Below are 13,327 nucleotides of genomic sequence, written 5' to 3' on the forward strand. Positions count from 1 at the left end.
CGCCGAAGAGATCCGCGCAGGCAGGTCTGCTAATTCGGGGGAATCAGTGCGACGCATTGACCATCCCCTCCCATGAACTTGGAGCAGCAAATGGCGCAGAAGGTCACGACGACCCTCATCGATGATCTTGACGGATCGACCATCGAGGACGGTAACGGCGGCACCGTCAATTTCGCGTTCGACGGCGCTCACTACGAAATCGACCTGTCCGAGAGCAACACCTACACGCTCCGCGAAGCGCTCAGCGACTACGTTGCGGCGGCTCGGCGAGTCAGCGGACGAAACGCCGGTTCCGGGACGCGGAGCACCCGCACTCAGTCCGCTCAGAAGGAAGACCTCGCGGCGATCCGCGAATGGGCGAGCGCAAACGGACACGATGTGTCGCAGCGCGGCCGCATCGCACAGAGCGTGAAGGACGCGTTCTACGCAGAAAAGAAGTAGCAGCTGCTGCCAGCGCTGAGCTACAGCCAGGAGGCCGCTGAAGCGGCCGCTGGCCACAGCATCAAACGCGCAGCTTCGGTGCGGCCGCGGCCCGCGAAACGTGACGCCGTGAGCGGTGCCGCTTGCGCCCGCTGTTCACACAGCGGGAGATGATTCGACATCGCGCTCCGGGCTGCGCGCCGCTCGGTGAACACGTCTCTCACGCAACGGGTCAAACAATTGCCGAGTGAAGCGCACGCAGTACCCGGCCAAAGCCACGGTTCTCCTCCGGGAGACGAACGACCCCGCTGCTGGAACAGCTCTTCAGATCGCGGTCACGATCGAGCCACTGCTCAACACCGCCGTCACCGTCGCTGTTGAACTGCCTCACCAACTCACCCCGTACGCACGTTCCCTCCGGGTGCGCCTCGCGTCGAAACGAAACCACTGGAACGTGGCTTGCCGACGGTGATTACCGTCTCGGCGACTGAGCGCGATCAATCGGTGACGTTGCCGTCCAGACGCGGGCTCACAGTCGTAGGACGCTCGCGATTCGCGCCAGCCTTCACCCCCGCCCTGCCCCGTCCATCTAGCGGCCGCACGAACAGCGGACCGAGCGGACAGCCGCCGTCGGCTCCACCTGGTGCACGGGCAACGCCTTCTCGCGTCACCCTCGCGGACCATGACCACGCGCAGCAGGTGGCCGTCGAGACCGCAACTTTCGGCGTACCAGAACAGGTGCAAACTGCAGCAGCAGCGAGTTCCTGTGGCGCCAACGAGCCCATCGGGAGAACCGGTGTGATGCGCTCGGCGCGTCGGGTGCGACCCAGGTGCCGCTGGCGTCATCCGCCCGATTGCGAACCAAACCACCCGCATTCGAGCAGCGTCCGAACGCTGGCACGGCAGCGTCGGACGGAGCGCGTGGACAGCGACATGGGAGCGCTTAAGACCTCAGCGGTATGGCGTCTTGCTCCGCTGAACGGGAGCGTCGTAGCCGTAGCTCTGCAGAAGTGCCCGGGCTGCCTGCTTGGCGCCTGTTGGCGCGTTGGGGCCAACAGTGACGGACTTGATTGGAAGCTTCCCCGCCGAGGTTGCGAAGTCCTCTGATTCGTCCATCGTCGTCAACTCGATGTACGGGGTAACACCGAAGCGACCCGCACGGTACCGCACGAACTTCCACCACGGGTTCACCCAATGCACGGATCGCACCTCGCTTTCGTCGGCGAAGCCAGCGTCCTTGATGAAGTCCAACGCCGAGTTGGTGAGCATATAGCGGGGGATCCAGAAGCCCGGCTGGCCTTGTCGTGCACGGTACTGCTCCAAGTCACGCTCGAAGTGGTCCGCGATCGTCGGATCCTCCGGGCCGGTGACGTAGGTGACCTTCCGCCATCCGCCGCCCATGCAGGCGAGAGTGTCGGGATGCGGATCCTCCGACAAGCGGTCACCGGTTTCTGGGTCGGTCTGGTATTCGCGGTCAAAGTAACCAGCCGGGGGTGACGGATGAGCATCACCGGACACCTGCGCGAGCGGAACGAGTCGCGTTGCTGGATCGAGTTCCACCGAGTACGCAACCTCGGATACGCCGTAGTTGCGCCACAAGGTGAGCTTGTCCGGGTCCGTAGCAGCCGACAGGAGGAAGTTGCCGAACGCGCCCGTGCCCGTGACAAGGCCGCTCGCTTCGATGTGCTCGATCTCGTCCTCAGTCAAATCTTCCCTGCGTGACTCCAGCAGCCCGGCGAAAGCGGTCGCCCCGGTCTGCATCTCCTCGGAATCATTCATGAACGTGGCAGAGGTCGCCCAAAGGGTCCCGCTACGCAGGATCGACAGAAGCCCGTCAGCACTCGTGTAATGGCAAACGCGGAAGTCACTCAGCACAACGCTCACCGTAGCCCGACGCCGAGGACGCGGTGTAGCGGCGCACAGACCGCGTCTTCGCCCCTCTGCGGAAGGTGCGCCGTCGGCCACCAAGCCTCTGCGTTGAGAAGATCATCCCAGGCGGCCTCCGCGGCAACGGCTCCGCACGACGGCCGGCACCGTCGCAGCTGCCCTTTGACGTTCCCTTCTTCGCCCCAGAGTTATTCCAGGCCCCCGGAATCGCCACGATCGGGCCCGACAGGAGATTGCTACGGTAACCAGCATGCCCCCGCTCACCCGCTGACCGCCTCGGAGCACTCCTCACTGAGGGACGGACTACTGCGGACGGTCCTCCGAATGCTCCGGATCGTCGGCCGCTTCGATTGCCTCCTCGGCGATCTCCGCAACATCGACGGCAAGCTCGTCCTCGTCCTCGCCCTCGTGGGCCCCGGTCCAAGCCGCACCCTCCTCGCCGCCCCGCTCAACGTCGTCCACCCACGACTGAAACGAAACGCCGTGCTTCTCAGCGAGGTAACGCACCCGGTAGACGCGGGTGGCGTCCTTCAGCGCACGGTCCAACATTTCGTAGCTCAACGCGGCCGAGAACAGACCGCCGAGCACCGGTACGAGTTGCGCGAGCCGCTTATGCGTCAGGTTCACCCCAACCTTCTCGAACACTGCTTGCACGATCTTGACGAGGACTTCTTTCTCAAGGTCCTTCCACGTCGCTCTTCGCATCATCTGCTGACTGAGACGAGCGAGCCCCGCCAGCGAAGCAGTCTTGGCCTGAAGACTTGTGGCGGTGCTGTACGACAGCGCGCCGAGGAGGAAAACCTCCTCTTCGGGCTCGGCGGGGTCATAACCGTAGTGCACAGCGACTTCCGCGATAGCCCGGCCAAGAAGTGCCAGAGACGACGCTATATCGCTCGCAATCGCAAGGCCAATCGCGGCCGCTGACGCGCCCCCGGTCACTGTCGTCAAAACCTCTAGCCCCGTGATGACGAGGGAGGCGCCAGCGGATTCCACCGTGCCCGCGATTGGCGGGATCTGCCTCGGCCGCCCTTTGTCGAGCACCCGAAGGTCAAGCGCTTCAAATAGGGATGCTTCGACAACGTCCGGGTGCTTCGCGTGCAGGCGACGGACTCTGCGTTCATACGACAAGGTCGACACTGCCGGCGCGAACGCGGCGGTCGCGGCGCCGCCGAGCGGGGCCTTGATGTGCTCTTCCAAAACCACGTCGACGCGGCTCACACCGGGGATGTGCTTGACGAACTCGCCGGTAGAAGACGCCATCTCTGCGGCCTTGGGCGAAGCGCGTGCGCGCAAACCGCGTCGGCGCACACGCTCATAATCGACGAGCTTGTCCCACGCGCGCCGCTCGTACTCGGACATGCCGTCGATCACTACGTCTCCGCTCGAAATGAAGCCTCCTGGTAAGTAGACCACGGACCATGAGCCACACGACACCTCGCGGATGTATGGCCCAAGCAGAGGAGGCCCCGTTTCGTCATAACCGAGATTGTCTGCCCGTGTAGGTAGGTACGGGATCCGTGGCCAACCGCATTGGTCGTGTCGATGCTGCCGCTGAGCTGCGGAAGGATGCTCAGAGGACGGCAAGTTGCTTGCAACCGGCGCTCGGTGGAAGCTCCCCACCTGGACAGGAGGCTCTCGACAGCTCGGCGAGCCGACGCTTCCATCGTGGCTTGGTACCAGGCGTCCCGTTCTGCTGGAGCGTCTCGTGCCATGATGTCGTCGATGAGCCAAGCCGAGCATGTCTCGTGACACGCTTGTCCGGCCGACGCACTGCGGCGAGCAGCGGAACCGGCCGCTGCAATCGCCCCTACGGGGAGAATTGGAACAGTTGATGACTCGTATGGATGTTGTTGACGTCGGTGACGGTGCCTGCAGTGTGGTCGACAGTTTGCGCACTTCTTCGATGATGGTCATCGACTGCGGCAGTCTCTACGACGTCTCCGGCGCTCTGTCGGCTCATCGGCTCGCAAAGTCGATCCTGCCGCGTATATCGCGACTGCAAAGCCTTGCGGTGTCGCACTTCGACGCCGATCACTGGAAGGGTCTCGCGGCGCTGCCAGCATTGCTGCCGCAGGCAGCGGTCATTCGTGGGACTCTCGACTTCATTTACCCGGATCTGCCCGCGACGGCCCGCTGGGTGCCCGCTTTGCTACAAGCTCTAGCGACGCATATGCCCGCGTACCCGGCGGGCAGCACGGCGGAGGTAATTGACGCTTGGGCGGCACGAGGGGTCCGGCTGCAGCGCTGCCCGAAGCACGCCGGGCAGTCTTTTCACGCGGCAGGACAGGATTGGAATGTGCTCTGGCCGCCAGCCCTGTTACCCGTCGGCTGGGGGCGGCGAGCAACAGCCCTCATTCGACGTGCTCGCGAATTGGCGAACCGTCCGGAGAACGACTGGCTCAACGATGCGTTCGAGAAAGCCTACGGAGGATCCTGGGGCGCCGACATCGATCTCGACGTCAGCGAACGCGACGCCTTCGATCCGTGGGAGCGGGCTCAGAACGACCTCGCCGGACCATTCGATGAGTCCGAAGACGCGTTCGATGACGACGGCGACAACAGTGACGACGGCGGCGAGTTCGAGGACGCCAGTAAGCTAGGGGACTCCTACGGCACCGGTGCACGGGTTGAGACCAGCGGAAAGACAACCGTGTCCGAACCGATAAAAGACCTGTTCGGTCGCCTGCAGGGGTTGAACAACGAGCTGAGTCTCGTACTTTCGAGCGGTAGCGGTCGACTCCTTGCAATGGGGGATGTGAAGGGGTTCGGCCTCCGACGGACACTTCAGCACCCCAGACTGAGGGCACGCTACATGACGATCCTCGTTCCGCACCACGGCACGATTGCACCGACTGCTCGCCAAGCATCTCTCCTACCTCAGGCTTGTTGGTTGGTTGCGCAGAACGGTCCGATTCACCACCCGCGGCTCAGGCAGGCGTACATCTCCCGGAGCGTTCGATGCACCCATCACGAAGGCGATATCCGTGTCTGAGGAGGGCGTGCGCATGTCCGACGCCTCCTGCGGTGATTCCACTGGGCCAGAGTGGCTTCGGGGCGACGGAAGCTGTCGTCCTTGTCATGAGCCGTGAGACTACCGGCGAGTTGAAGCGCGAAGGTGTGCACGCGAACGCGGCTGCGTCGGATACGAAGCCATCGACCTCGAAAGTGATCGTCAGCCAGCCTGAGTCTACTGGGGGATCGACAAACTTGCAGAACGCTCTCTATGTTGGCGTGGGGGCACGGCTCGGCAGTGCCTGCGAGTAGGGCACAGTGGACCCATCTCCGCTTCGAAGAAAGGTCAGCAGCATGCTTTCAAACGCCGCCTCTGGTGAGCCAATCGGGTCGCCCCCGGAGGCACACGCGTCTGATGATCCCGGTTCGCGCGCTGACAGTTCCGTTCATGATGCGCCCGAGATAAGTGGGCCAGCGCCACAGGAAGCGGACGCGCCAGCTTTGGACCAGCCGCAGACGACTTTGCGAACTGAGTCGGAGCCCGCTGCAGCCTCGGCGGAGTCTGAATCCTGCAAACGCGAGCCCGCCGACGAACCTCCGCCCACCCCAAAGGGCCCTTGGAGTCGAGAACATTTTCAGCGAAACAAGCGCACGAGTGTGCGCGCGAAAGTGTTGTATATCGCCAGTGCTGTTGTGATCATTTTGCTGTTGAGTTTGGCGCTGTTCAGGATCTTGCCATTGGAGGCCTTCCGCGCCATCAACCTGCTCATCTTATTCATCGGTGGAGGTCTCCGACTTGCCGCACACGACCAGCAAGCGCAAGGCTGGAAAGACCTTGACGGCACAGGAAAGGTCATTGCCTACTACGGAGCATTCAGCACGCTCGTTACTTTGGGGACTTGAACTGTCCTGCCAATAGCAGGGCCTTGGGCAGTCAATCTATGGTGAAGCCTGCCAAAGGTTTCGTCTCCGACTTCAATCTGCTGCGTTCCAACCGCCCAGAAATCAAGTGCTCACTTCCCGAGGGGGATTTCAGGCGGTGGCTTCGATTCGAACTGCCGTACGAATCTCTTGAAGCTGGACGCCGGAGCTGATGAGGCCAGCTCGTATCTCATTGAAGACGTTCTCGCCGCCAGCGGGATCGGCGATCGTAAGAACGAGCGAGAATGGGACGCCTTCCTCTGGGAGATCGGTGGCGTTGCGCATTTGGTAGCCGATGTCGACGCGCCAGTCTGGAGACGACCCGCGCCCTTTTGGCATCGCGGTAGCATACGTCTTTACAGGCCACCACTTCCCGAGCGCTTGAACGCGCTTACGCTCGTTGGCGTGTTCAATGCCAGTGAAGAGGACATGCGTCTCTTTTGGCTGCCCTCGGAACCCGTCGCCGTTTGACTGTTGGAACGCTGCTTCGACATTGACGCGAACCCGCTCGTCGCCGTGGCGGGGATCGAGGAGCGGCCTATGCACGAGTGTGAGACGAATCTCCCCCCGGCTCTTTCCGTCGGCCGTCGTCAGCGACGCCGGCCAGGTGACGGGGAAGTGGATGCGCTTACCGGGGAGGAGTGTGTCGTGGATCACGAACGTCATCTCGGACGCTACCCCCTCCAACATTTGGTCCACGTTCGCGGGCGTGCCATATCCGACAAGTGTCCGGCTGTAAGGGTTCGCGTCCTTCCAAGCGTGCGCTGTGAAGACTGACGGCAACGTACTGAAGTGCGTCATGAGCGCGATCAGCGTCTCCCGACTCACAGGGCCCTGAATCGCCGCGTCGAGGCCGGCGGCTTTCCTCGCTGCCAACGGCGCTGCGTAACTTGTTCCATGTACGGAGACACGGTTGCCCGTCGCGTTGAGGACTGAAAGGCCCGATGGTTCGAGCTTCGAGGGGGCGGCTCCTCCGACCTCCGCGAGGTCAGGTTTGTTGGCGGAGGGGGTTGGAGCGCCCCGGGGCGTGTACTGCGTGGGCGCGCCATCGACAGCTTCGAACAGACCCGGCGGATTCAGTGCCGCGATCGCAAGATTTGCCAAGCTCTCCGCAGGAGAGCGGACACCGCCCTCCGAACGATCACCAGCCATATACAGCGGCACTTCATCACCCCGGCGAGGCCAAGGATCTCGTTGCTCCTCCTCGGAGAGATTGCCCGCGGAGATAACGAACAGGACGTCCTCGTCCAGTGCGATGCGGTCAAGGGCCTCAGCCGCGTGGCTATAACCGCGGCTTCCCTGCGGAGTCCGGAACCGATAGGACAGGTTGAAAACGCGAACGCCTGCTTCGTCCCGGGCCTGCCGAACCGAGGCTCTGACCTGATCGAGGAGGTCCTCCAAGGACGAGTAGTACAGAGGTGTCCGGTGCCACGCGGGGAAGAGGTCAAGATCGTAGACGTCGCAAGCGTCGTGCTCCGCGAGATAGTCGTTGAACCAATGACCCCAGGCGATCAGGAACGCGATGCCGCTTCCATGCGAGAGTTCGCTTCCAATTTTGTCCTCGTCTGCCACCACACCGCTCTGGCCGACAACGGCCCCCTTTGCGAACCCGGCAACGCCTCCGTCGATCACGCCGACCACCCCGCGTCGTCCGCCGGTCGGCGGCGCCGACGGCTGCTCTTCCTCAAGCGCCTCCGCCTCCGGCGGGAGTGTGTCCAGGTCGTCGTCGAGCGAGATCTCGCGCACAACTGCGCTGGATTCCAACGCAGCAATCACCCGCCGTAGCTGCGCGACGATCGCGTCGCGTGTCTCGTCACGTTGCTCTGGCTGAAAGCGATCAGCTCGTGGGAGCGCGCTCGCGTCATCGCCGGCAAGCTCTGGGAGGATGAAGCGCGCCTGCAACGCGGGCTGAGCATCGAATGGCGTCGCGAACGACACCAGGTCAGTAGCGGACACGAAAGCGTCCAAAGCAGTGTGAGCCGCGATCGAGACTCGACGCGCCTCCTGGAGCGATTCGTTGATCGACGAAGCTTCGGGCAGCGCAAAGGTCGACACGCGAAGCCCAGGCAATATCGCCTGCGCCAGCCACTCTTCGGCATCGTCCAACGTGAACCGCCGAGCCAACTCCGCTGACCACACCGAGATGGACTGAATCGCGCCAACCTCGCAACGCACGGTCGTCGGCGCCGGCTGATCCTCCCCAGACGGACCTAATTCGGTCTGGACCGTTTCCTCAGCCGACGCAACGAGATCCCGAACTTCAGAGAGCAGCGCGGCGGAGGTCGCAAAAATCAGCTCCCCAAAACGCTGCGTTCCAACGTGCGTAGCTAGACGCGTCCGAAACAGCGACGTGAACGGCCTATGCGACTTCGCCAACGCGTCGCCCCGCATCATCACCCGCACGTGGATCAACGGTGCGTCGGCGTGCGATGTCAGGACCTCGGTCAGCGCGGCTACGAGGCTGTCCCGATGCATCACGAAGACCGCGTCACGACCGGCATAGAAATCGTGGCCTTCTCCGCCTCCGACACCATCCCGGTCCGCGCGGAACTGCGCAGAATTGAGTACCAACTGAACCGGCGCATCTGCCACGCCTTCCCCCTTCGCCAAGCGTGATGCCTATCCTTGCACCCACCTCGCAACGGTTCGGCGATCGCGATCAAAAAGCTGACCGATCTCGCCTCCCGTCATCCCGGCCGTATCCGCCAGCACCTTCGCCAGATCTGCGTCGGAGCCGCTCAGGGCACGGTCAGCATCACCGCTGAGGTGCGCGCCGTTATAGGAAGCGGCCCGCAACAGCCCTGCCTGCGAGACAGTCCGACCCGAAAGAACCCAAACCTTCGTCAACGCGAGCGCCAGCGACCGAACATCCGCACCCGACCGACCCTCCGTTGCCCAGACCACGGCCTTTGCCAGGGAAGCTGGAGACCCAAGGTGCTTCAGGTAGACGTCAGCAATCAGCCGTCGAACGTCCGCATCCGGCAGACCCAACCGAATCTGATGCTCGAATCGTCGCCAAATCGCGGCGTCAAGCAGCTGATCATGATTCGTGATCGCGATGGTGAGCCCGACATCGGCACGCTTGTCGAGGTTCTGCAGCAACGCGTTGACCACGCGCTTGATCTCGCCGACCTCATTTGGGTCGTCACGGATCTTCGCAACAGCATCGAACTCGTCGAGAACGAGAACGGTGTCATACCGGTTACAGAAGTCGAACAGCGCTCCCAAGTTACGGGCCGTGTTACCAAGGAACGACGAGATCAGCCCGTCAAGTCGCGCTACCACCGCAGGCCGGCCCATCCGCGACGCGAGGTTCAGTGCGAGCGTGGTCTTACCCGTTCCCGGGGGTCCGTAGAGCAGCAGTGACCGGCTCACAGACAGGCCGGCCTTTCGCAGAGCTTCCTCGTGGCTCCACTCCCTAACAAGGCTCTCGAACGCAGCTTCAGCCCGCTCCGGCAGCACCGGCTGCACTGAACCGGCGTCCGGGAACACCACCTCGCACAGCGGGGCGCTGGTCTCCCGGTCGACCGGGAGCGACGACTTCGCCGACAAGCGCGGCAAAGGAGCACCCGTCGACGCTGCGCTCGGTACCAAGTCCAACGGTTCGACCGCTTGGACCCGCGACGCACGGTCAAGGATCCCGCGAAGCGAACGGGCCTCCTTCGCGCTGCCGTCAGCAGCAAGCGCCGTCTCCAGGCGCTCGATCTGACGCGTCACCGCAGCCCGACCTCCACCGAGCGCTGTCCGCGCCAACGCCTGCACGACATCGAAGTGCTCCACAGCGACAAAGGTACGGCACTCCTGTGACATCGGAGACACACGATGTGACACGAATGATCGTCCCGGCGGCATCGGATCCGCGCAACCGCGCCATTCAAAGCCGACGGTGCGACACCAGTCGACCTCGCACAACCATACGACCTCCGGCGTTTCGAGACACGCCAACGACAAGACATACACGTACGAACGCGTGCCTGCCTCTCCGGGGGTGATGCATCGACGAGCAACACCATCAGGTCCCGAGTTGTGCCAAACATCACGGACCAGCTGTGCCAACCGCCGCTCAGTCGATGCGCCGGATCGGCGAGAACATCGGCCTCTCCGCAGACTCGTTAACTACCCGCACGACGATGAAGCCCGGTCCGATCGGACCGGGCTTTCGTCGTTCCTAGCGCCCGAAGCGCCCGCGTCAGACGGTCACGATGCTCCCCGTCGTCGTGGTCCGTACGCCCGAGCGCCCCCGACGCACCGCGCCCATGGCCACGAGCGTCAGCACCACGGCCGCCAGGGTGATCCCCGACCCCGCCCAGATCGGCGACGTGTACCCGAGGCCGGCGGCGATGGTCAGGCCACCGATCCAAGCGCCGAGTGCGTTGCCGAGGTTGAACGCGGCGATGTTCGCCCCGCTCGCCAGGGTCGGTGCGTGGTCGGCGTACTGCATCACCCGCGTCTGCAGGGCCGGGACGGTCGCGAACCCGAACGCCCCCATCAACACGAGGGCGATCACGGTGAGCACCGGCGAGGTCGCGACGAGGGCGAACACCGCGAGCACCACGGTCAGCACGACGAGCACCACGAGCAGCGTGCGGTCGATCGAGCGGGCCGCGAGCTTGCCGCCGGCGAAGTTGCCGACGAACAGCCCGATGCCGAACACGATGAGCAGCCACGGCACCGCCGACGGCGGGAACCCGGACACCGAGGTCAGCGTGTACGCGATGTAGGTGAAGGCGCCGAACATCCCGCCGTAGCCGAGCACGGTCATGCCGAGTGACAGCCAGACCTGCCCGGACCGGAAGGCGCCGAGCTCGCGGGCGAGGGACGGAACCTCGGTGGAGCGGACCGCGGGGACGAGGACGAGCACGCCGATCAGGGCGACGACGCCGATGGCCGCGATCGCCCAGAACGTCGCACGCCAGCCGGCGGCCTGGCCGAGGAAGGTGCCGAACGGCACGCCGAGCACGTTCGACGCGGTGAGCCCGGTGAACATGAGCGCGACGGCCGAGGCGCGCTTGGACCGCTCGACCATGTTCGCGGCGACGACCGAGCCGATGCCGAAGAACGCGCCGTGGCACAGGGCGGCGATGACACGGCCGGTCATCATCACGCCGTAGGTCGGGGCGATCGCGGACAGGGTGTTGCCGACGATGAACAGCACGAGCAGCCCGAGCAGGACGGGCTTGCGGGGGGGTCGGGTGGTCGCGGCGGTGAGCCCGAGGGCCCCGACGATGACCGCCAGGGCGTACCCGGTGACGAGCCAGCCGGCGGTGGTCTCGGTGACGCCGTAGTCGGCCGCCACCTCGGGCAGCAGGCCGGTGATGACGAACTCGGTCAGGCCGATGCCGAATCCGCCGAGTGCGAGGGCGATGAGTCCCGCGGGCATGGATGTCCTTCCGTTGTGCACCTGTGCCGCGTACGCTGGTTGTTGCAGACGCGGGATATCGATAGTTGCATACGCGGGGTATCCGCGCAAGCAACTGTCGTCGTCCGCAATGACCGAAGGAGCCCCGATGTCCGTCGACGACACCTCCACCGCCGTCCGTGCCCACGGCTGGCGCACCCTGGCGGCGCTGCACGGCCTGATCGAGACGCGCCTGGAGCGGGCCCTCCGGCAGGTCGACCTGTCCGTCGTGGAGTTCACGGTGCTCGATGCCCTGCGCCGCCAGGACGGCTTCCACATGCGCATGCAGCAGCTCGCCCGCGCGGCCGCCCTCAGCCCCAGTGCGACCACCCGGCTGGTGAACCGGCTCGAGGAGCGTGCCCTGCTGACCCGTGTCCTGTGCGCCGACGATCGTCGCGGGCTCTACACGGAGCTCACGCACGCCGGGCAGGTCCTGCTCGAGCGTGCGACACCGATCCACGCCGAGGCGCTCGAGGGCGCCCTCGCCGAGGCGCACGAGGTCCCCGAACTCGCCGACCTGGCCGAGTCCGTCGACCGGCTCGAGGGTGCGCGCGTCTGACCTCGGGTCACCTCGCACCCGGCCTGGAGGCCCGGCGCACCTCCGCCCCGCCGGCGTCGGCCCCGTGGCGGTCACCGCTCAGGCGGGCGGCGGCCCCGTCGTCGACCGCACGACCAGCGTCGGCGGCACGAGCGTCCGGATGGGATCCGTCGGCGTCCCCGCTGCGGCGCCGATCCGCTCGACCAACCGCGCAGCCGCCAGGCGCCCGACCTCGTCGTTGTGCGGGTCGACCGTCGTCAGGCGCAGCAAGGGGGAGGCGGCGAGCGGGGTCTCGTCGTTGCCGATCACCGAGACGTCCTGCGGCACGCGGAGTCCGGCTTCCTGCACGGCGGCGATCGCGCCCATCGCCATGACGTCGTTCGCGGCGAACACCGCGGTCAGGTCGGGGTGCTCCCGCAGGGCGAGCCGCATGCCCTCGTAGCCGGTCGTCTCCGAGGTCGGGCCGGAGCCGTAGACCAGTGGCTCGATGCCGGACGCGACCAGCTGCGCGACGGTGGCGTCGCGGCGGAGCGCAGCCGGGCCTCCCGAGCCGGTGACGTGGGCGATGCGGCGGTGACCCAGGCTGATCAAGTGATCCGCTGCCAACCGTCCGCCGGCGGCTTCGTCGGAGGCGACCACGTCGAGTCCGCCGGGGACGTCCTCGCGTGCGCCGGCGACCACGACCGGGGTGTCGGCGGGGACGACGACGTCGGGGAAGCCCTCGGCGGCGAGCACCACGCCGTCGACCCGCAGGGAGACCAGGTCGTCGAACGGGGATGAGCCGAGGTGGGCGTTGGCGCGGGTGTCGGCGAGGGTGAGGCGGAGTCCGTGCGGGGCGAGGGCCTCGCGGATGCCGTCGAGCATCGGGACGTACCAGGGGTTCCGGAAGTCGTCGACGATGACCCCGATGGTGCGGGTCCGGGTGCCGGCGAGGATGGCGGCGGCGCGGTTCGGGCGGTAGCCGAGTTCCGCGACGGCGGCGAGCACCGCGGAGCGGCGGGCGGGGGAGACCCCGGGATCGTCGCGCAGCACCATCGACACCAGGGACTTCGAGACGCCTGCGCGTGCGGCGACGTCGATGATCGTCGGCGGGCGAGGGGTCACGCTGAGCCTTTCCGGCACGGTGCTTGACAGGACATGGGCTGGTGCGGCTACAGTCTACCGACACGTTCTGGAACGTTCCAGAATCAGGATCCAGCGACCTTCTCGAA

The 13,327-nt window shown here is 65.2% G+C and carries 10 protein-coding genes; 4 read left to right on the forward strand and 6 right to left on the reverse strand.

Annotated elements, in window-relative coordinates:
* Nucleotides 1-72: 72 nt before the first annotated feature.
* A complete protein-coding gene (locus DEJ09_RS00320) occupies nt 73-441 on the forward strand; it encodes an Lsr2 family protein (protein WP_375537948.1) in 369 nt (122 codons plus the stop codon).
* Between the two features lie 930 nt (nt 442-1,371).
* On the opposite strand, the gene DEJ09_RS00325 is transcribed toward DEJ09_RS00320, so the two are convergent.
* Nucleotides 1,372-2,295, reverse strand: a complete 924-nt coding sequence (locus DEJ09_RS00325) for a hypothetical protein (protein ID WP_111087283.1) — start codon at nt 2,293-2,295, stop codon at nt 1,372-1,374.
* Between the two features lie 315 nt (nt 2,296-2,610).
* The gene (locus DEJ09_RS00330; RefSeq protein WP_181433211.1) at nt 2,611-3,678 is read right to left on the reverse strand and encodes an EcsC family protein; all 1,068 of its coding nucleotides are present in this window, start codon (nt 3,676-3,678) and stop codon (nt 2,611-2,613) included.
* A 367-nt stretch (nt 3,679-4,045) separates the two neighbouring features.
* Here DEJ09_RS00330 and DEJ09_RS17885 point away from each other — a divergent pair, with 367 nt between their 5' ends.
* Nucleotides 4,046-5,299 (forward strand): hypothetical protein, encoded by a 1,254-nt coding sequence (locus DEJ09_RS17885; RefSeq protein WP_181433212.1) that lies wholly within the window; start codon nt 4,046-4,048, stop codon nt 5,297-5,299.
* A 617-nt stretch (nt 5,300-5,916) separates the two neighbouring features.
* Entirely contained in the window at nt 5,917-6,162 is a 246-nt protein-coding gene (locus tag DEJ09_RS00335; RefSeq protein ID WP_146245638.1) for a hypothetical protein, read from the forward strand.
* 129 nt (nt 6,163-6,291) lie between these two features.
* On the opposite strand, the gene DEJ09_RS00340 is transcribed toward DEJ09_RS00335, so the two are convergent.
* From DEJ09_RS00340 to DEJ09_RS00350, 3 genes are all read right to left on the reverse strand, one after another.
* Nucleotides 6,292-8,772, reverse strand: a complete 2,481-nt coding sequence (locus DEJ09_RS00340) for a S8 family serine peptidase (RefSeq protein WP_146245639.1) — start codon at nt 8,770-8,772, stop codon at nt 6,292-6,294.
* Between the two features lie 27 nt (nt 8,773-8,799).
* Nucleotides 8,800-9,960: an ATP-binding protein gene (locus DEJ09_RS00345; protein WP_181433213.1), complete on the reverse strand. Its 1,161-nt coding sequence runs from the start codon at nt 9,958-9,960 to the stop codon at nt 8,800-8,802.
* A gap of 409 nt (nt 9,961-10,369) precedes the next feature.
* Nucleotides 10,370-11,560 carry an MFS transporter gene (locus DEJ09_RS00350; RefSeq protein WP_111087288.1) on the reverse strand — a complete coding sequence of 397 codons (1,191 nt, stop codon included), beginning with the start codon at nt 11,558-11,560 and terminating at the stop codon, nt 10,370-10,372.
* A gap of 127 nt (nt 11,561-11,687) precedes the next feature.
* Here DEJ09_RS00350 and DEJ09_RS00355 point away from each other — a divergent pair, with 127 nt between their 5' ends.
* Nucleotides 11,688-12,137, forward strand: a complete 450-nt coding sequence (locus tag DEJ09_RS00355) for a MarR family winged helix-turn-helix transcriptional regulator (RefSeq protein ID WP_071406491.1) — start codon at nt 11,688-11,690, stop codon at nt 12,135-12,137.
* Between the two features lie 78 nt (nt 12,138-12,215).
* Here the strand turns inward: DEJ09_RS00355 and DEJ09_RS00360 are convergent, their stop codons facing one another.
* The gene (locus tag DEJ09_RS00360; RefSeq protein WP_111087289.1) at nt 12,216-13,220 is read right to left on the reverse strand and encodes a LacI family DNA-binding transcriptional regulator; all 1,005 of its coding nucleotides are present in this window, start codon (nt 13,218-13,220) and stop codon (nt 12,216-12,218) included.
* Between the last annotated feature and the right edge of the window lie 107 nt (nt 13,221-13,327).

The sequence above is a fragment of the Curtobacterium sp. MCLR17_055 genome, from assembly GCF_003234305.1.
GTDB lineage: Bacteria > Actinomycetota > Actinomycetes > Actinomycetales > Microbacteriaceae > Curtobacterium > Curtobacterium flaccumfaciens.

Excerpts from the sequence above, each read along its gene's own strand:
- DEJ09_RS00355 (WP_071406491.1), top strand. The coding sequence starts at position 11,688 with ATGTCCGTCGACGACACCTCCACCGCCGTCCGTGCCCACGGCTGGCGC.
- DEJ09_RS17885 (WP_181433212.1), top strand. The coding sequence starts at position 4,046 with ATGTCTCGTGACACGCTTGTCCGGCCGACGCACTGCGGCGAGCAGCGG.
- DEJ09_RS00320 (WP_375537948.1), top strand. The coding sequence starts at position 73 with ATGAACTTGGAGCAGCAAATGGCGCAGAAGGTCACGACGACCCTCATC.
- DEJ09_RS00350 (WP_111087288.1), bottom strand. The coding sequence starts at position 11,560 with ATGCCCGCGGGACTCATCGCCCTCGCACTCGGCGGATTCGGCATCGGC.